General features: G+C 36.9%; 14 protein-coding genes and 2 pseudogenes. 3 read left to right on the forward strand and 13 right to left on the reverse strand.

From position 1 onward, the window contains the following. Positions 1–477 precede the first annotated feature (477 nt). A complete protein-coding gene (locus tag KTB61_RS04330; protein ID WP_075759424.1) occupies positions 478–1,674 on the reverse strand; it encodes an NADP-dependent isocitrate dehydrogenase in 1,197 nt (398 codons plus the stop codon). Between the two features lie 216 nt (positions 1,675–1,890). On the opposite strand from KTB61_RS04330, the gene deoC reads away from it, so the two are divergent. Continuing rightward, positions 1,891–2,601 carry a deoxyribose-phosphate aldolase gene (gene deoC, locus KTB61_RS04335; protein ID WP_075759425.1) on the forward strand — a complete coding sequence of 237 codons (711 nt, stop codon included), beginning with the start codon at positions 1,891–1,893 and terminating at the stop codon, positions 2,599–2,601. 114 nt (positions 2,602–2,715) lie between these two features. Here the strand turns inward: deoC and KTB61_RS04340 are convergent, their stop codons facing one another. The 7 genes and pseudogenes from KTB61_RS04340 to KTB61_RS04370 form a co-directional block, all read right to left on the reverse strand. After that, positions 2,716–4,431 carry a [FeFe] hydrogenase, group A gene (locus tag KTB61_RS04340; RefSeq protein WP_216696893.1) on the reverse strand — a complete coding sequence of 572 codons (1,716 nt, stop codon included), beginning with the start codon at positions 4,429–4,431 and terminating at the stop codon, positions 2,716–2,718. Further along, positions 4,425–4,673, reverse strand: a pseudogene (locus KTB61_RS04345) (NAD(P)-binding protein); the annotation flags it as partial. The gene KTB61_RS04340 and the pseudogene KTB61_RS04345, both read right to left, overlap by 7 nt. Before the next feature lie 173 nt (positions 4,674–4,846). Next, a pseudogene (locus KTB61_RS04350) lies at positions 4,847–6,431 on the reverse strand (NAD(P)-binding protein); the annotation flags it as partial. A gap of 448 nt (positions 6,432–6,879) precedes the next feature. Further along, positions 6,880–7,716 carry a DegV family protein gene (locus KTB61_RS04355; RefSeq protein ID WP_216696894.1) on the reverse strand — a complete coding sequence of 279 codons (837 nt, stop codon included), beginning with the start codon at positions 7,714–7,716 and terminating at the stop codon, positions 6,880–6,882. A gap of 86 nt (positions 7,717–7,802) precedes the next feature. Next, a complete protein-coding gene (locus KTB61_RS04360; protein WP_216696895.1) occupies positions 7,803–8,483 on the reverse strand; it encodes an undecaprenyl phosphate translocase family protein in 681 nt (226 codons plus the stop codon). Between the two features lie 44 nt (positions 8,484–8,527). Beyond that, a complete protein-coding gene (locus KTB61_RS04365; protein WP_075759431.1) occupies positions 8,528–9,007 on the reverse strand; it encodes a DUF5721 family protein in 480 nt (159 codons plus the stop codon). Positions 9,008–9,094: 87 nt separating this feature from the next. Further along, positions 9,095–10,384: a S1C family serine protease gene (locus KTB61_RS04370; protein WP_216696896.1), complete on the reverse strand. Its 1,290-nt coding sequence runs from the start codon at positions 10,382–10,384 to the stop codon at positions 9,095–9,097. 179 nt (positions 10,385–10,563) lie between these two features. Here KTB61_RS04370 and KTB61_RS04375 point away from each other — a divergent pair, with 179 nt between their 5' ends. Continuing rightward, positions 10,564–11,994, forward strand: a complete 1,431-nt coding sequence (locus KTB61_RS04375; RefSeq protein ID WP_075759433.1) for an undecaprenyl-phosphate glucose phosphotransferase — start codon at positions 10,564–10,566, stop codon at positions 11,992–11,994. Between the two features lie 49 nt (positions 11,995–12,043). Beyond that, entirely contained in the window at positions 12,044–13,069 is a 1,026-nt protein-coding gene (locus KTB61_RS04380) for an LCP family protein (RefSeq protein WP_230973609.1), read from the forward strand. A gap of 102 nt (positions 13,070–13,171) precedes the next feature. Here KTB61_RS04380 and KTB61_RS04385 read toward each other — a convergent pair whose 3' ends face one another. The 5 genes from KTB61_RS04385 to KTB61_RS04405 are packed head-to-tail and all read right to left on the reverse strand — an operon-like array spanning position 13,172 to position 21,071. Continuing rightward, positions 13,172–14,341, reverse strand: a complete 1,170-nt coding sequence (locus KTB61_RS04385) for a CDP-glycerol glycerophosphotransferase family protein (RefSeq protein WP_216696897.1) — start codon at positions 14,339–14,341, stop codon at positions 13,172–13,174. A gap of 9 nt (positions 14,342–14,350) precedes the next feature. Next, entirely contained in the window at positions 14,351–15,286 is a 936-nt protein-coding gene (locus tag KTB61_RS04390; RefSeq protein ID WP_075760543.1) for a glycosyltransferase family 2 protein, read from the reverse strand. 52 nt (positions 15,287–15,338) lie between these two features. Next, the gene (locus KTB61_RS04395) at positions 15,339–17,720 is read right to left on the reverse strand and encodes an alkaline phosphatase family protein (protein WP_216696898.1); all 2,382 of its coding nucleotides are present in this window, start codon (positions 17,718–17,720) and stop codon (positions 15,339–15,341) included. Positions 17,721–17,729: 9 nt separating this feature from the next. Further along, on the reverse strand, positions 17,730–19,889 hold the full coding sequence (locus KTB61_RS04400; RefSeq protein WP_216696899.1) for a bifunctional glycosyltransferase/CDP-glycerol:glycerophosphate glycerophosphotransferase: 2,160 nt from the start codon (positions 19,887–19,889) through the stop codon (positions 17,730–17,732). Positions 19,890–19,898: 9 nt separating this feature from the next. Further along, positions 19,899–21,071 carry a CDP-glycerol glycerophosphotransferase family protein gene (locus KTB61_RS04405; RefSeq protein ID WP_075759438.1) on the reverse strand — a complete coding sequence of 391 codons (1,173 nt, stop codon included), beginning with the start codon at positions 21,069–21,071 and terminating at the stop codon, positions 19,899–19,901. Positions 21,072–21,073 lie beyond the last annotated feature (2 nt).

The raw sequence follows: 21,073 nt of genomic DNA on the forward strand, positions 1-21,073 counted from the left end.
CCTTTCGGTCTGTTCTGATGTGCCTGTCTCCTATGTGTTGTTTCTCCTGGTTTTTTCTCCTTCTGGTTTTCTTAACAGCCTTCTCCATCAAATTTCCCTCCCTTTCGGTCTGTTCTGATGTGCCTGTTTCCTATGTGTTGTTTCTCCTGGTTTTTTCTCCTTCTGGTTTTCTTAACAGCCTTCTCCATCAAATTTCCCTCCCTTTCGGTCTGTTCTGATGTGCCTGTTTCCTATGTGTTGTTTCTCCTGGTTTTTTTCTCCTTCTGGTTTTCTTAACAGCCTTCTCCATCAAATTTCCCTCCCTTTCGGTCTGTCCTGATGTGCCTCCTATGTATTGTTTCTTCTAAATTATTCTCCCCTGTTGTTTGCCTCAACAATCTCCTCAGAAAAATAATCTGCATGAAAAAAACATCCCAAGCAAAACAATCTGCACAAACGAAGTGCGGAAGCGTTTTGCGGGGATGCTTTTTGAATACTCTATAATCTTTCTGCGATTGCTTTTATGAATCCTTCACTGTTTACTGCATTTACATTTTCCAGTGTTGTGATCAGTGCAAGGTCTTTTGTCATTGTTCCTGATTCAATGGTGTCCAGTGTTGCTTTTTCAAGCTTGTCTGCAAATTCCATTAATTCTTTGTTTCCATCTAATTCTCCACGTTTTCTTAATGCTCCTGTCCATGCAAAGATAGTTGCCACAGAGTTTGTAGATGTTTCTTCACCTTTTAAGTGTTTGTAGTAATGACGCTGAACAGTTCCGTGCGCTGCTTCGTATTCATAGTATCCCTGTGGAGATACCAATACAGATGTCATCATAGCCAGTGAACCAAATGCTGAAGAAATCATATCACTCATGACGTCCCCATCATAGTTCTTACATGCCCAGATATATCCACCTTCTGATTTCATTACACGTGCTACTGCATCGTCGATCAGTGTGTAGAAATATTCAATTCCTGCTGCTTCAAACTTATCTGCAAATTCTGCATCATAGATTTCCTGGAAAATATCTTTAAATGTGTGATCATATTTTTTTGAAATAGTATCTTTTGTTGCAAACCAGAGATCCTGTTTTGTATCTAATGCATATGTAAAACAGCTTCTTGCAAAACTTTCAATAGATTTATCAATATTGTGCATTCCCTGAATGATTCCTGGTCCGTCAAAATCATGAATAGTCTCACGGATTTCTGTTCCATCTTCTCCTGTATAAACCAGTTCTGTTTTTCCTGGTCCTGGTACTTTAATTTCAACACCTTTATATACATCACCATATGCATGTCTGGCAATTGTAATTGGTTTTTTCCATCTGCTGACTGTTGGTTCGATTCCTTTAACTGTAATTGGTGCGCGGAAAACTGTACCATCCAGAATGGCACGGATTGTACCATTAGGGCTCTTCCACATTTCTTTCAGATTGTATTCATCCATTCTTGCAGCATTTGGTGTAATTGTCGCACATTTAACGGCAACTCCATACTTCTTTGTTGCTTCAGCAGAATCAAAAGTTACCTGATCGTTTGTCTCGTTTCTGTGCTCTAATCCAAGGTCATAATACTCTGTTTTTAAATCAATAAACGGTAATAACAATTCATCCTTGATCATCTTCCAAAGGATTCTTGTCATCTCATCTCCATCCATTTCAACTAGCGGGGTGGTCATCTGAATTTTGCTCATATTTGCTCCTCCTGTATCTGTATTTCATCGTTGCCTAGGTGAATATGTCTGCCTATTGGGGTTTATTATAGCGAAAAATCTGAAAGAAGTAAACAATGTACAAAAAAATAAGCAATTTAGCGTATTAAAGCAAGAAAGTGATATTTGATATTTCATTTACATAATGTTATATTTACACTAACATATTCAGTATTTATTTAAGAGGAGGACTTTATTTTGAGAAGTTATACCATTGATGAATTATCTCGTTTGATCGACCATACAAATTTACATACTGATGCAACACCAGAAGACATGGAAATATTATGCCAGGAAGCGAAAGATTACCATTTTAAAATGGTTGCTATTAATCAGGTACAGTCAGCTTTATGTGCAAAACTGTTAAGAGGTACTGATATTCATGTTGGTGCTGCTATTTCGTTTCCACTGGGTCAGACTACCATCGAGTCCAAAGCTTTTGATACAGAAAATGCTATCGAGATCGGTGCCACTGAAATTGATTATGTAATAAATCAGACGGAAGTGAAAGCTAAAAATTGGGATTACATAAGAAAAGAAATGGAAACCATAGTTAATATTTGCCGTAAACACAATGTTCTTAGTAAAGTCATTTTTGAAAACTGCTATTTAACAGACGAAGAAAAGATTAAACTTGCTGAAATTGCCAAAGAGGTAGAACCAGATTTCATTAAAACCTCCACAGGTTTTGGTACTGGTGGTGCAACTATTGAAGATGTAAAATTAATGAAAAAACATGTTGGAAATACAGTAAAAGTAAAAGCAGCTGGCGGAATCCGGGACGCTAAAACCTTTATTGCTATGATTAAAGCCGGTGCTCAGAGAATTGGCACAAGTTCTGGTGTAAAAATTATTGAAGAATTAAAAGAAATCATGAAAGAAAATAATACTACAGTCATTGAAATTTAAAAATATCTGGCCAGTGCACCTATATTACCGTACAGCAAAAACAGCACTTTCATATTTGAAGTGCTGTTTTTACTTTTACCATTAGAAGTTAGAGAAAATATTATATTCCTGGCATTACTTATGCTTTGTATGTAATAACATATGGGCTTTATGTGAATTTGGTGCTTCAAAGAAATCCTCATACAATTTTTTAATATCTGGATTTTCATGAGAAAAACGTATTTGTGCATTCTTATCCAGGAAGTACAGATTCTGTCCTCGTTCTGCAGCCAGCTCATATCCATCATGAATCGGCTGTCCTCCTCCACCGGAACATCCTCCCGGACAGGCCATAACTTCTACAAAGTGATATTTTACTTCCTTTCTGCGAATGGCTTCCATTAAGTCCCGGGTATTTTGAAGGCCACTGACAACTGCAACTCGTATTTCTTTTCCAGCGACATCCAGTTTAGCCTCTGTCCATCCCTTTTCCTTTACTCCACGGATTTCTTTAAATGCATCTGTCTTTGGATTTTTCCCTGTTATAAGGAAATATGCAGATCTTAAAGCTGCTTCCATTACTCCTCCGGTAGCTCCGAATATGACACCTGCACCGGTCCCTTCTGTAAATGGCCGGTCAAATCCTATATCTTTTAATGTTGAAGGATCAATATGATCTGCTTTGATCATTCGGTCCAGTTCTCTGGTAGTTAATACGCAATCAATATCATGTCCTGCATATTCTTCATAAAACAGTTTCATTTCTCTTTCTGCTTTTTTAGCCAGACAAGGCATAACAGATATTGTAAATATATTATCAGGGTTTAATCCTTTCTGTTTTGCAAAAACAGTTTTCATAACAGCCCCAAACATCTGCTGCGGTGATTTTGCACTGGAGAGACGTCCCACCATATTAGGATACTGAGTTTTAATAAATCGAATCCATCCAGGACAGCAGGAGGTGAACATTGGATATTCATCCAGATCACCGCTGGTAAAACGTTCTACAAATTCTGTTCCCTCTTCCATGATCGTAAGATCTGCTGAGAATGATGTATCAAATACATAATCCACACCGATTCGGCGTAATGCATCTGCAATTTTTTCTACCGTTGCTTCTTCTCTTGATAGTCCAAGAGATTCTCCCCATGCCGTACGTACTGCAGGTGCAATCTGTGCAACCACCACCTTATCTTTATTTTCAATGGCTCTGTAAAGCTTATCTGTATCGTCTCTTTCTCTTAATGCTCCCGTCGGGCAATGTGTAATACACTGACCGCATAAAACACAATCTGCATCCTGAATTTCTCTGTTTCCAGACACTCCAACAGTTGTTCTGGAACCTGTTCCTGTAACATCCCAGATGTTCATACCCTGTATCTTGTCACATACCTGAATACATCTCATACATTTAATACATTTATTGGTATCACGAATCAACGGGAATGTATGATCCCATTCCTGGGCAACCAGTTCCTTTTTATATGGATTATCAATAATGTTTAAATCATTTGCAATGGTCTGAAGACTGCAGTTTCCGCTGCGAACACATGTAGCACATTGAGCATCATGCTGTGATAAGATCATTTCCACAGTGTTTCTGCGATTTCTCCGTACTTTTGGGCTATTGGTGTATATGACCATGCCTTCATCAACCACATTATTACATGAAGTAACCAGACGGTCTTTTCCCTCCACTTCAACAACACATACTCTGCAGGCACTGATTTCATTAATTCCCTTAAGATAGCATAATTTAGGAACCGGGATATTTACAGAAGCTGCTGCCTCCATAATGGTTGTTCCCTCTTCTACACATACTTTTTGATTATCAATTATAAGATTTACCATTTTGTATCCCTCCCTCCTTTGAAAATGCCATATCCAAAGTGATCACAGCGTAAACATCTGGATGCTTCCTGACAGGCTTCGTTTTTCGTCATACAATTTTCTATTCCATCAAAGTCACAGATTCTTTCTCCAGCTTCTCTTTCAGTTAAGTTAACCCTTCCACAAGGTGGTTTATCCTCTAATTTCGGTTCTGGTATAATGACATCGGTTGTAATTTCATGATGGAATCCAAGGTATTCATCTTCAAGACTCGCTCGCGAGTCTTGGCGCGGAATTCGGGTCTGCATAGCAGACATACTTCCAATCCGAATTCCTGCGCATCCTCGCGGAGCGTATATCAGATGGGGGATTGAAACCCGCCACTGATACATAATTGTTGCTCACCGCCTACAGAGGCGGGAGTCATCCCTCATCTGATATTTGCCGCAATTACCTTACCAGCTGCAATTGCTGAAATAACAGTAGAAGGACCTGTTGCACAATCACCACCTGCAAATACACCAGGCATTTCATCAAATCCGCCAAATTTTTCTACATTGATTCGTCCTCTTTGTACCGGTACTCCTGCTTCTTCAAAATGCTGATATTCTATATCCTGTCCAATTGCAACAATCAGGCGCTGACATGGAATAAAGACATCATCTTCCCCGGTAGGTTTCACGCTGGCACGTCCTCCTTTGATCTGGCTGATCATCTGAGGGGTTACCCAGATTCCTTTTATATTTCCTTCTTCGTCTTTTTCAATTCTTGATGGTGCCATCAGGGTTTTAATCTCAACACCCTCAGCCTGGGCACCACTGATTTCATCTGGAAGAGCTGTCATATCCGCAACTCTTCTGCGGTATACGATACTAACCTTCTTTGCCCCAAGTCTTACAGAAGTGCGTACTGCATCCATGGATACATTTCCCCCACCGATTACAGCTACTTCTTTTCCTTTGAGATTTTCCTGTGTTCCGTATCCGACATTACGCAGAAACTGAACCGCAGAAACAACTCCTTTGGCATCTTCTCCCTCAAGACCTAATTTCTTATCTGTACTGGCTCCAATGGTGATCAGAACCGCATCATATTTTTCTTTTAGATCTACAATGGAATAGTCTTTTCCAATGACTTTTCCAAGATCTACTTTTACTCCGGTATCTAAAATTGCTTTAATATCGTCATCTAATCTCTCTTTTGGCAGTCGATAATTCGGAATACCATAACGAAGCATTCCACCAAGTTTTGGAAGCATTTCATAAACTGTAACCTGATGTCCCATCAGCTGAAGATAATAAGCCGCACTTAATCCTCCCGGACCTCCACCTACTACAGCAATGTTTTTCCCTGTAGATGGTGCACATTCCGGCGGTGCAACATATCCTGCTGCATCTGCTGCCATTCTTTTCAGACCCCGGATGTTTACTGCGTCATCAATCATATTCCGGCGGCACAAAGCTTCACATGGATGTTCACAAATAAATGCGCATGTTGTTGGAAATGGATTATCTTTTCGGATTAAACGAATTGCATCCTCATATCTTCCTTCCCTGACTAATGCAATATATCCCGGAATATCAACCCGTGCAGGACATCTGGATACACAAGGTACAGGCTGATTTATTGTATTTAAACAGCGATGATGAATAATATGTTCCAGATAGTCATCTTTAAATCCTTCCACACCGTTATATACCATTTTGGCTGCTTCATATCCAATAGCACAATCTGCTGATTCCATAATTGACAGAGCCGTTTCACGAATAACAGTTAATGTTTTAACCGTTGCCCGTCCATCCAGAACGTCCTCAATAAGATTCTTCAATTGTCCAAGTCCAACGCGACATGGAACACATTTTCCACAGCTTTGTGCATGACATATTTCCAAAAAAAGCTCTAGATATATCTACCGGGCATAATCCAGGTGGACTGGATTCTATTCTCTGTTCCAGATTTTTATAAAGACACTCCACGACCAGCTGTGACTGATCTGGAGTAATTAATTCTAAACGACTCATTCAACAAATCCTCCTATCAAATTTTTTTGCTTTTCTCTAAATTTATACAAATTTTTTTAGGTGTCCTAATAATTTTTTACATTATAAATACTTTGAGAAAAATTTTCAATAGTTTTTGTGCAAAAACAACGTTAATTTTATATCAATTCAATGCTTTTTTGTGCAATTTTTTTAACAAAGTTTTTCTTTATTTTAGAGAATAAAAAAGCGGACAAGTCCACTATCAACTCCCTGTATCCCTCAATCATGAGGGACTTGTTCCGCTTTGCGTGCCGATGTGCAGCAGTTTTAACTGCTTTCCTTTGCACATCGTGCACATCCGCACGGAGCGTTTATTATTACATAGGAAATTCAAAGGAATTTCCTATGTAATAATAAAAACCCTTACCTTAAAAATGAATTATCATATCTAAAGTAAGGGTTATATTTTTATTTATTCTAATAATAGTTAATAGGAGACAATAATTCCTCCATCACATGCATATAAACTGCTGACACCTTTGGTATCAATAATAATGATATCTCCCACCTTAAGATTCTTCTGTATCAGCTCTTTTACATACTCTGCACGCTTTGGACAATTACAATGAGCAATGGCAAGTACTCTTTCTGAAAGATCCCTGCCTTCTTTCACGATAGCTTCTATCATCTTAGATAATGCCTTCTTAGTTCCTCTTGCCTGAGTAAGCTTCTGAATTACACCATCTCTGGTTCCTTCCATAACCGGTTTGATATTCAGTGCACTGGCAAGAGTCGCGGATACTCTGGATAACCTTCCGTTTCTTCTTAATACTTCCAAAGTTTCCAACACAAAATAAGTTCTCTGAGTCGAAATATATTCTTCAACTTTCTCAACTACCTGATCAAAGTTCATTCCCTGAGAAGCATATTCATAAATCTTTCTTGCAATCAGAATCTGTGTTGTAGATGCTCCTCTGGAATTAAAAACATAGATATTTTTTTCTCCATTTTCTTCTTCATACAGATTCTTTCCTAATACTGCACTGTTATAAGACCCGCTTAGCTCTGCTGATAATGTTACCACATAAATATCATCGGCCTCTCCGTAAGCATTCATATAACTCTCCGGTGCCGGGCAGGCAGACTTAACTTCTCCAGTACTATTGGCAACTTTTTCAAGGAAAGAGGCCTGATCAAATGTTTCATCATCGATAATCTCTTCTCCATCAACAATTAATGTCAATGGAATACATGAATAACAACCTTTTTCAAAATCCTCTTGTGTTAAGTCTGTGCAGCTGTCGCACACAATATGAAAACTCATTTACGTATCTCCTTTTAAAAACTTTCTAATATAGTATTTATTACTACTTATTTTATCATATCCTCAGAAAAAAAGAAATATGAAAACTAGGATTCTTTTTCTCCTAATTGTTTTACAATCAGTATTCCAAAAACGAAAGCAATGATTCCCGTAAGGATTGTGAAAAAATCCACAGAAAAGTTTCTGATCTCTGACAAAATTCCTACAGGAGATGCAAAAATCAATCCAAGAATTCCCCAGTAAGTAATAATCTTATGATGTTTAAATAAGAATTCTATCAAATTAGCAATTAAAAAAACACCTGTAACAACACCAGCTGCCATCGGTCCCAGCAACAGAACTCCAATGGCAAATAATTTAACGGCCATTATCATTGATATCTCCAAAACCACTGTTTGCGTGTCGCTTCCAAAAAGTGGAAGACATGCGGTCAGCAAAAAGAAAATAGCAAATACAAAAATTCCTGCTGCTCTGAATCCCGATATTTCAATAACCTTTAAAATCTCCGGTATGCCTCCAAGAATCAGGCCTGTAAATAAAAGGTGTGTCTGAACCGGATATTCTAAAAACATCCAGCGAATTATATAAGACAATCCGGAAAACCCCAGTAGTATTCCTATCCCAACAGGCATAAGAATTCTAAGACTTTCCCTAAATTCCTTTTTTATATGGGTCACAGCATAGATAATCTTATCATAAACGCCCATAGAAATCGCCAAAGTCCCTCCGCTAACTCCCGGCAGGATATTTGCCACTCCAATGAACATTCCGCAACAGATTTGCAACAGATTTTTTTCAAGAATTTCATTCTCTACATAAACTCCTTCAAGCGTTCTTTAATTTCTATATCCCATGCTTCCTCAAGAGTTTTATCCATCACAAAAGTTTTTCTTGATACCCCCGTGGTACATTTGAGACTTTGTCTGTCATAGAGTACATTTAAAAATAAACCTGCAATCTCATCTGTCCGCATAGGCAAATGGTATTTTATAAGAAACTCTTCCACCTGTTCTGGTTTTAACATCATGACAAATTGAAAATGAAGCGGTGTCTTTTTTCCCTTCACCAGAGAAAAAATCTTTGCCTTCTGCCTCTCCCACGGAACATAAGGATATGTACCATATTGTTCCCATTCATCCGTATCAAAAAACTCCTTTAAAATTCTTCCACTGAATTCATATGCAATATCCATAGATAACTTTCCTTCATTCATAAGAAAATCATCAAATAAATTTCCTCCCAGGAATCCTGCCATGAACTTCTTCACCTGCTCTATTTCAATTAATACCATATAATTCTCCTTTGCCTCGTGCATGTAATAAAAAAGAATGGACAGCACTTACTATCCATTCCATTTTATCTTTCTCTATGGAGTTTTTCAATTATTTTCTGTATTGCTGGTTGATGGTGCATCTGCTTTTTTACCCAGTGTTACTGTAACCGTCTGTGTTTTATAAGTACCCATCTGGTTCTGTCGCTTAATTTCAATTTTAACAGATGTACCTGCCTTCATATTTGAAATCTTATCCTTTAATCCATCCATGGTTGAAACTGATTTTCCAGCAATTTTTACGATAACATCTCCTGCACTGATTCCTGCTTTCTGTGCCGGGGATCCCTGAACAACCTGCTGTACATATACTCCTGATGGCATATCAAACTGTGACCCCATGGAACTGTCAATGGTCTGACCTGATATTCCAAGATAAGCCTGTTCAGATTCATCTATCGCTTCATTTTTAATTAACTGGTCAATAATCGGCTTAGCTGTATTAATCGGAATTGCATATCCCATACCTTCTACATCTTCAGAAGAATATTTTACTGTATTAATACCAATCAGCTCACCTTTGCTGTTTAACAGGGCTCCACCACTGTTACCAGGGTTAATTGCCGCATCTGTCTGAAGTAATGTCATGGTTTTATCTGTTAACTGAACTTCTCTGTTTAATGCACTAATATAACCACCTGTTACAGACTGTCCGTATCCAAGAGCATTTCCAATGGCAATTGCCTGCTCTCCTGTTTTCAGTTTATCAGAATCTCCCAATGTGATTATTGCAATTTTCTTTAAAGTTGAAGATTTCATATCTTTTACATTCACTTCTACAACAGCAAGATCCGCATCACTATCTGTTCCGCGGATAGCTGCACTTGCACTTTCATCATCCACAAATCCAACAGATAAAGATTTAGCATCTTCTACTACATGGTTATTTGTGACAATCAGAAGCTTTCCATTTTGTTTTCCGATGATAATTCCTGAACCAACACCTTCTGTTTCACTGCTTTGCTCTCGTCCGAACCATCCCTGAGTGGTACTTTCAAATTTTCCGGTAATGGATACAATAGAAGGCATTACATTTTCTGAAACACTTGAAAGATCATTACTGGAAGAACTGGATGATGAACTGCTGGTCTTGGTTGTTGCCAGCTGAGTACCAGTGCTTCCAACACCTGCTTTTGAAAATCCAAACATAACACCCTGCATCACAAGCCCTGCAATCAATCCAAATGCCACTGCTGAAGCACATATTCGCAGCCACCATCTGCCATCTTTTGATTCCTTTGATTTCTTTGTCTTTTTCTCTTCAGTTTTTTCTTCTTCTCTCCACTGATCTGCTGTTGTCCACTGATCATCATTGTTTATATTATTATATTCACTCATTTGAACTAATCTCCTTTCTCGTTTCTCTTTGCATTAAATATACCTGATAATTGTGTTGAAATTGTGTTCTATTTGTTATAAAAGTAAGAAAAAAAATAAGAAAAACATAAGATAACTTTCCATTGTATCGTATCACTTTATCCCTTATAATAATAGCAAGAAAAAGGAGTATTCATAATATGATAAAGAAAAATCAAACTTATTTAAACAGACTGCATGTTTTAATTGATGCTCTCTGCATTTATTTTTCAGGTTTTGTTGCCTATTACGTGAGATTTTGTCTGGAAATATTCGGTTTTAAAGTCTACAAAGAATTATTTGAGTATAACCGTTATTATTTCCCTTTTAAGGATTATCAGAAGCCTTTAATTTGCGCACTAATTATTCTCCTTCTATTATATGCATTTTTTGGGCTGTATACACCAAAACGATACCAAAGAGGCAGCAAAGAACTTGTTAATTTATTCAAAGCCAATGTTTTGGGACTTGGAATTTCTGCATTCATTATTACTATTTTCCAGATTCAGAATTTCCCTCGTTCCCTGTATCTGATGTTTTATATATTTAACTTTATTTTTGGTGTAATTTCAAGATATATTATTCGAAAAATTTTGAAAATCAATCGAAAAAAAGGACGCAACATCAAACATACGGTGTTTGTAGGATTCAGTACCTCTGCGGCAGCATATATTGATCGTATCATCGCCAATCCTCACTGGGGATTAAAGGTTCACGGAATTTTCGATAATACTGTCAGTGAAAACTTTGACTATCGTGGAGTAAAATATATCGGTAAACTTTCCGATCTGGCTGATTATCTGGAGCATACTTCTCTGGATGAAGTCGCTATTACATTAAATCTGAATGAATATGACAAACTGGAGAAACTGGTTGCTGTTTGTGAGAAATCCGGTGTTCATACGAAATTTGTTCCGGATTACTACAACTTTATTTCTACAAATCCTTATACAGAAGACTTAGACGGACTTCCGGTTATCAATATCCGTAATGTTCCTCTTACCAATACATTAAACCGCATGATCAAACGTTTCATTGATATTATCGGCTCTATTGTTGCTTTGATCTTATTTTCACCGATTATGCTTGTTGTAGCAATTCTGGTAAAAAGAAGTTCTCCTGGACCAATATTATTTGCTCAGGAACGTATCGGACTTGGCAACAAACCATTTAAAATGTACAAATTCCGCTCCATGGGTGTTCAGGATCCAAAAAAAGAAGCCAAGCAGTGGACAACAAAAAATGATGCCAGGGTAACACCGGTTGGAAAGATTATTCGTAAGACAAGTCTTGACGAACTTCCTCAGTTCTGGAATGTTTTGCGAGGGGATATGAGCCTGATCGGACCTCGTCCGGAACGGCCTTTATTCGTTGAAAAATTTAAAGAAGAAATTCCTCGTTACATGATCAAACATCAGGTTCGTCCTGGTATTACCGGATGGGCACAGGTTAATGGTTTCCGTGGAGATACTTCTATTCGCGGTCGAATTGAACATGATTTATATTATATTGAAAACTGGTCTTTAGGTCTGGATATCAAGATTTTATTCCTTACATTCTTTAAGGGATTTGTAAATAAAAATGCTTATTAAAAAGGATGGCCTATGCCATCCTTTTTTAGTCGTCTCAGGAGGTGCAAAATTGAGTAAAAAACGAAGAAAAAAAAGACGTAGTTCACCAATTAGAACTTTGGTATTTCTCTTAACACTGATTCTGCTTCTTATAGGTGTTTTTGCAGGTATGGTCTACACAAAACTTGGCAGTACACAAACTAGTCCTTTGGATCAAAGCCAGCTGGTCACTGTAAATAACGATTCCAGCATGAAAGATTATACCAATTATGCGTTCTTTGGTATTGATTCACAAACCGGAAGTATGTCAGACCGTGGTAATCGTTCTGATTCCATTATCATCGTGAGCATCAATAACTCTACAAAAGAGGTGAAGCTTTTATCAGTTTACAGAGATACCTTTGTTAGTATTAACGGACGTTATAATAAAATCAATGCCGCATACTCTTGGGGTGGTCCGGAACTGGCAGTCAGTACTATTAACCGTAATCTGGATCTGAACATTGAAAAATATGCTACTGTAAACTTCAAAATACTGGCAGATCTGGTAGATGCCATTGGCGGAATTGAAGTGGATGTTGACAGCAGTATTCTTAAAAATTTAAACGCTTATATCAAAGATATGAATCGTATCAATGGTGGTAATTCCCCAACTCTTCCTTCTGGCGGCACATATACTCTGGATGGAAATCAGGCAGTTGCCTATTCCAGAATCCGTTATACCGCAGGTGGTGATTTGGCAAGAGCCGGACGGCAACGGGAAGTTTTACAGAAGATCTTTGAAAAAGGAAAGAAGAGCCCGCTAAAACTGATGTCCGCATTGGATAAAGTCCTCCCTCAGGTAAAGACCAATATGGATCAGAAGGAATTATTTAACATGTTTCTTTCTGCCTTCCGCTATGAAATCAAAGATCAGCAGGGATTCCCATGGGATCAGAAGGAAATGAAATACTACGGAACCTACTATGGTTTTCCTACCACACTAAAAGAAAATGCCATTCGGGCACATAAATATCTATTTGGAACAGATAATTATCAGATCAGCGACGAGCTTGGAAGAATCAATCAGAAGATTATATGGCGCGTAGGGTATTAAACAAAAGCACCCCTCGGCAACAGTTTCATGAGATGCTTATGCATCACACTGCAGATTGTTGCTATGGGGTGCTTTTATAGATGTATCCTGAGTCGTTGTCTTTTAATTAAGTCTTTTAATGATTTCCAATAGTTTTTTTCCAATAGGACCCTGTCCTTCTTTACAGTAGAAGAAGTTACAAACCCTTTCCCGTTCTTCCTTAAAATAATCCTCACCTTGAATCAGTCTTTCAAATTCCTCCATTAACTGATCAAAATTTTCTGCCTTATAACCTGGAGTTACCTCTTCATAATCGTAATACATTTCACGATCGGTATTTAAATAATCCTGATAATCAAAGTTGTAAAAAACGATTGGACGGTCTAACAGTAAATAATCAATATAAGTACTGGAATAATCCGTTACAAGGATATCTGTATCCATTAAAAGTTCCTGTATATCCATTGATTTTCCTGTTATGTCTGTTATATTAGAATACTTCGAAACATCAACAGATTCCTTCTGATGATAAAAATGCCGTTTTATTACAAAAACAGTTTCATTTTCCACACACCATTGATTTAACTTCTCAAAATCAAACTGTTCCATCAACGGAAATGGGATTTCCCCTTCTTTTCTATGAGTCGGTGTATATAAAATAATCTTTTTACCCTTTGCTGCTTTCTTAAGTTTATGTTCCATTGGGAACATTCCTTCAACATCATAAAAAGCATCATTTCTTGGCTGACCCAAAGTAATAATATGACTTTCCGGACGTCGGAACGCGCTCTCATAGATTTTTGAATATGCATCACTGGTTGCTACCACATATTCTTTTCCCAAAGGAATCTGCTGAATAGCTCTACGGATTTTCTGTCCTCTGCTATCCCAGTTTTTAACCTTATAATCATCATATCCCACTTTCTTCAAGGGCACTCCATGCCAAAGGTTTAAAAAAACCGCTCTTCCCATGAAGCCATGATTTACGTCACTGATTCCATTGCACATGACCACATACTTTGCCCGAAGCTGCATCCATATTCCTCTGAGACTATCAAATTCATATGCTTCATATCCCAGAGCACGAACTTTATGACAGACAGTCCGGCTCTTTGTAATCCAGACAGGTCTTATTTCCGGATCTTTCTGGGCTTCTAAAAATAAATATTTAGGATTATCCGCATACTGTTCTCCCAGCCAGGCACCAAAAATATATATTTTCCTGCTGCGGGGAAAAAGACATGATAAATACATCATGCAATATTTCATTATAAGTTTTACTGCGCCTTTCATAAGCTCCTTTTATCCCCAAAGCCACTGCATCAGCTTACGGATATTTCCTTCCTTTAATACATGATAATTTTTATAAAATGCAAGACGACGGATTTTACCTTTATAATACAGATCTCCATATGTGTTTAAAAGTTCATATACATCCAGGTTTTCAATATCTTCACCGTAGACACTGACAAATCCCTGAATCTGTTCCATAGATTCTATCATCATTCTTCGATAAGTATTTTTGCCCTCTCGAAGACGCTGATAAAGATAAACAGGATTTCCTGCATGTTTGGCACCAACTGAATTGTGTCCATGCTGACGATAATACATGGTCGGTTCATTGACAAACCCTATTTTCCCAAATACTTTCGCAATCAAAGCGGCCCAGTAATCATGCATAATAATCTTAGAAACCGGCAGTAATTGAAGAAAATACTGCTGTAAACATCGATTAATCATTACCGTACATCCGGTAACAGAATTCTGCACGATCAGCTGATTCAGATAAATACGCTTTGGAATGTCTGCATACTGGAAAAAGGATTCTGCGATCATTTCCAGATTTTCATCTGCTACTGACAAATCGGTATGAACAAGAATCGGGGTTTTTTCTCCATATCTGGTTTCCAGTGCTTCCATTTTCTGCAGAGTAAGATAAATCTTATCTGGTTTCCAGACATCATCCTGATCACAAAACATAAAATGAGGACCATAAGAATTACGGAGTAAGTTTATAAAATTGTTTTTTGCACTGCCGGTAGGCGGATCATTTTTCATAATCGTCACCTGATTGGGATGCTGCTTTTTAAATTCTTCCAATATATCCAGTGTATGATCGGTAGAACCATCATCACCAACTACCAGCTGCCAGTTTTCATATGTTTGTGCTGCAATTGATTCTAACTGAGCTTTTAAATAATCCTCTCCGTTCAGTGTAGCTAAAAGAATCGTGACCATAACACCAACCTCCTGATTTGCTAATGTCCCTCCATGCTCTGATATAAATTCCTCATTTTCCAAGGTAAAACAAGCTGTCATTTCTCTGTTTCTTTGCGAACATATGATGATATTGTACCATCTGATATTCTTTCAGATCCTCCGGTAAATCATTCAAACTATCAATTCCATATAAATTCTGTTTATTGTCCATATAAACACTTCCGGTTACCACAGGATATTTTTTATATAATTCCTGCAGATAACATTCATATGGTGTTTTTTCCATCCCGCATACCTGAATAACTTTTGAAGCCAGATAATTTGGACTGATTGCCTTAATCTCTTCTTCTTTAATATCATAATTTGCCCAGATCACAAATGGAACCTGGTGCTTTTTCTGTTCACGTTCTATGGTGGAACTCTGATCTTTTGCCATTACTTTATTATAGAAACTGTCTGGAAGTTTTGGCTGATGATCTCCAAACATCACGATCACCGTTGGTTCCTTCACTTTTTCAAAATATGAAACCAGATTTTTAAATGCATCATCTGTCTTTTTAATAAGACTTAAATATCGATTTGCAGATGGAGTACTGCTTGCATCTGTAATGCTTATTTTCTGGTCAAAGTTTGCAAAATCTTTATCATAACCTCCATGATTCTGAATGGTTACATTAAACATATAAAATGGATCATTACTGCTTTTCTTTGCATTTTCATATTCAGAAATAATCTTGTTAAAATCTTCCTGATCACTAATATAGCTTCTAACAGTCTGCGGATTTTTAAAGGAATCAATTGCCAGATATTTTGAAAAACCAAGTAATGGATATACATTTTCCCGATTATAACCATTAGCTTTATATGGATGTAATACCAGATTTCCCTGATATCCCTGATTCTTTAGTGTTGTAGTCAGACTTCCCAGCTGATCTTTTACCTGATACTGGTACGCAACGGATCCTCCTGGCAAAAATGCCATGGTGTTTCCTGTCAGAAACTCAAATTCTGAATTTGCAGTCTGTCCTCCATAACTGGACATATACATTGTTCCCTTTACTGTATCTTTTGTTAGATTTCTGATAAAAGGCATGGCATCCTGATTGGTACTGAAATTTCCCAATACTGTCAGATCGGAAAATGCTTCATTCATAATGGCAATCACATTAGGCTTATTCTTTGTAACAGTTTTGTTATCCTCTTCTGCCTTTTTAACATAAGGCTTCATAATTTCATTTACTTTTTCCACTGAATACCCGTCAGGTTTCTCTACAACCAGAAATTTAATACTTGATGCAAAAATCGTAGCATATCCGTATCTGTTACAGCTGACAGTGGGATTCCATACTTTTACTTTGATACCAAATCTCTGTATTCCTTCATTTGTACTGAAAATAGAAAAGCATACAGCCATAAGTACTGCGAAAACACCAGCAGGCAACACTCTCTTTTTGCCTCTGAATCCTTTTTCACACTGCAATCTTACTGCCACAAAAATGAAACCAAGAATCAAGACTCCATTCCATAGTATGGCGGTATTCACATCGTATTTATATTCTGTTGCCACGTTTGCAGCAGTTCCAACAGTTGCAAAATCCACCGGCATAAGCGAAGTACCTCTGAATTTTGTCACATAAAAGTTGGCAAGACCTAATCCTGATGTGGTCAAAACAGTAAGAATTGCTGCCCATGTCGTTCGATTGGTCACCATATAAAACAGCATTAAAACAGTTCCATAAACCAATAGATTAAATAATGCATATTTTAATCCAATAAATCGCAGACTTACAGAGTTAAAACGTTCCATCAAAATATAACAGAACATCGGAGTAACAGCAAATACTCCTCTGCTTAGCCATCGATTCCATGTTTCACTTAATGGATTAGGTATAAAGATGAGAACTGATAACAGTAAAATGGCAGCTAAAAGCATACTGTATTTTTTAAGATTAAAGCCATTATAATATACAGTTATCTTACCGCTTTTTAAAACAATATTCTGCCCTTTTGCCACATCCTTCATCTTCAGATGAAGTTTATAAGTCTCTCCCTTATGAATCTTCTTCTGAACACTTATTACTGTTCCTTTGATTCCCTTATGATATTTTGCCATGGACAAACGACCCATAGGGATATTTTCCTGCCATACCGTTTGATTGTTTTCGTCAGTTATCCATACAGCCATGGTTCCTTTTGCTATATTGCCCAAAGGATTATAAACACTCATTTCTAACTGCTGCAAATCTCCATAATCTGCTTGAAATTCAAGGTTTTCCTCCCATCCGCTTTCCATCATATCCCCTTTTTTATGATCCATGGAAAGAGTTTCAAACATTTCTCCCTTAAAGGTCTCTGACTGGGTTAATGCAAAGATGAAATATGCAATTAATAAGGCAACACATACAATACGGCCATATTTACTTATTTGTGTCTTTTTCTTCTCTAAGTTCATTATTATACCTTATTTGTTAAACACCATGTTTACGATACGTTCTGTTGCATGTCCATCATCAAAACAACAGAATCTATCATAAAACTCATCATATTTTTCTTTATACTGTTCTTCAATCTGATCAATATTTTTAATAGCATTGATTACTTCATCATTGGTCATCAAAAGCGGACCTGGCACTTCTGTCTGGATATCAATATAAAATCCATGCAGAATATCTCTGTATTTTTCTAAGTCATAGGTAAAGAATAAAATAGGTCTTCTTAAATTTGCAAAATCAAAGAATACAGAAGAATAATCTGTCATACAAATATCTGAAATTAAATATAATTCCGCAATATCCGGATATTTACATACATTGAATACAAAATCTTCCATACCGGTTACATCGATAGCATCTGCAATAAAATAATGTGTACGAAGAAGAACTACATATTCATCTCCTATTTCTTTCTGGAGACGTTTCAGATCCAATGCAAGATTAAATTTATAAGCCCCATGATCATAATATTCATCATCACGCCATGTAGGTGCATAGAGAATCGTTTTTTTATCTGCCGGAATTCCCAGCTTCTTCTTCAACTCTGCAGCAATCTGCTCCTTATTTGGTGCATATAAAATATCATTTCTTGGATAACCTGTTTCTATTATTTTTTCTTTTTCATATAAAAAGCATGTATGGAAAGCTTCTGTAGAAAACGGATTGGCCGATACCAGACAATCCCAAAATCTGGACTGACTGTATATCTGTCTTTTATATGTTGGAGATGCAGAATAGTTCTCTTCCATATCAAATCCCAGCTTTTTCAAAGGTGTACCATGCCATGTTTCCAGTAAATACTGACTGTCCCTTTTCTCAAACCACACAGGCTGACGTACATTGGTTACCCAGTATTTTGCTCTTGTTATATAATAGAAATATCCCAGGCTAAAACGAGGAACTTTTTTAGGATTTCCTGGAATTTTCATTGATTTATCATTGATGATCCAGATAAATTTATACTGATCTCCATAATTTTTCAAAAGATACTCATAGATATATTTAGGACTGTCAGAATACTGCTTACCAAAAAAGCTTTCAAACACCACCCATTGATCCTGCTGTGAAAAACGTTCGAATATGTATTTACTGATTGTCCGATACATAAAACGCTTTTCTGTAAGCATTCTATGAATTTTTCTTTTGGCAAGAATATGATTAATTTTCTTCTTACATGCCTCATAAGATTCCTGCTGTAATGCCTTTAAAACTTTCTTCTCATTGTCTTCCTGATTACAAATCCTGCTATTATCCACAGTCTGAGCATATTCATGAACAGGCAAAAACCGGCTGTTTTTCCATTCGGAAGCTTTATCTCTGCGGACTTTCTGTAAAAATCCTTTCCCGCAGAATGTAACAAACTTCTGATCAATAATTCCTTTCAGTTCCGGTGTAATCTTTCCAATGGCTTTATAAGCTTTGGAAAGTCTCTGTGGACGGTCTTCTATATCTGCTTTAGATAAGGATGGATACTGGATTTCATCATTATGCCCACGTTTAATATAATCCGCCTTCTTACAAAAACCAATAGATTTTGTCTTCTCAAGAAAATATGCCAATAATGGAATATCACAATAATATTCAAGATCTTCATCAAAGCATAAACATTCTTCATCAAAACCGGATTTCTTTATTAACATATGAATACAGCTCAGCAGAGACACATCTATTCGATTTTCAACTAAATCTTTCCATGGCTGTCCGCAAAACTCCTGATCCTCTTCATTATGCTGTTCTGCTCCATAATAAACCATCCTGCGGAACCAGGTCTGCTTTATAACTCCATAAGTTAAATCATAGTTTTCTTTGTCTGCAGCATCTACCAGCTCTTCCAATGTTGTTTCTGCCAGATAATCATCGCTGTCAAGGAAATACAGATATTCTCCCTGTGCCTTTTGAATTCCCAGATTTCTCGCTGCAGAAACGCCGTTTTTCTCATGCAGATCATAAATTTTCAGATTCAGTTTGTCTTTATATGAAGAAAGAAGCTTATCTGCTTCTTTCTCTTCCACATGATCTTTTATAATTAAAGTTTCAAAATCTTTCCAGGTCTGTTCAGATAAACTGTCCAGACAATCTGTTATAAAATGCAGTCCCCTATGAAAAGGAACGATTACGCTGACTTTCATCAGATCCTCCTATCTGCTTTCTTTTTTAATGATTTCTATTACTTTTTCAGAAGCATGTCCATCATCTACATGATTATATTTTTTATGATATGCCTCATATTTCTTTTCCCACTGCTGAGGATCATACTCTTTTATATCCGTAATCAGCTGTTTGGTTTCTTTTGAAATCGGTCCCGGTGCCTCTTCTACAAAATCAAAATAAAATCCTCTAAGATTATCTTTGTAATCATCCAAATCATATGCAAAAAAGAACATAGGACGTCTTAACAGACTATAATCAAACATTACAGAAGAATAATCCGTGATCATCATATCTGATACCAGATATAACCAGGCAATATCCTTTGTTTCATCAAAGGTGTACACAAAACCTTTATAAGGGCTCCAGTCTACCTTATCTGCCACAAGATAATGATATTTTACAATAAATACATATTCCTCTGAAAGCTGTTCCATAGCCATATCAAAATCAAGTTTGGATGCAAATTTATATTTACCTTTTTCACTGTATTCATTATCGCGCCATGTCGGTGCATAAAGAATTATCTTTTTATCTAACGGCAATCCAAGTTTTTTCTTATATTCATTAATTTTTTCAGGCTGATTATCCCTAATCAGAACATCATTCCTTGGATACCCAATCTGCAACATTGGACGATCTTTAAAATCAAAACATGATTGAAAGATTTCTGTTGAAAACTGATTCTGGGAAATCAGATAATCCCAATCCCTGCATGTAACGCGGAATTGTCTGTGGTATTCCTCAATATCGCTACTTCCACCCATATTCATTCGATCCATGTCCAAAGCCAGTTTTTTCAATGGCGTACCATGCCATGTCTGAATATATGTGATGCTCTTCTTTTTTTGCACATATAAAGGCTGACGACTGTCAAAGACCCATATTCCTGCCCTCATTAAATACCAGAAATACGTGAAATAATTGTTTCGAATCTTTTTACATTTTCCCGGTACCTCTATACCAGTATCAAAGAAAAACCATACACACTCATATTCATGGTCTAATCCCTGACGAACCATTTCTTCATAAATGTATCTTGGATTTCCTGTATAATTTCTCCCATTACTGCTTTGAAAAATAATGATATTCTTGTTTACCGGAATAATATATGTTAAGACCTTATATATTTGAATTGTAATATTCTTAATTAACTGTTTCATAA

The organism is Anaerostipes faecalis, from assembly GCF_018982945.1.
In the GTDB taxonomy this organism is placed as follows: domain Bacteria; phylum Bacillota; class Clostridia; order Lachnospirales; family Lachnospiraceae; genus Anaerostipes; species Anaerostipes faecalis.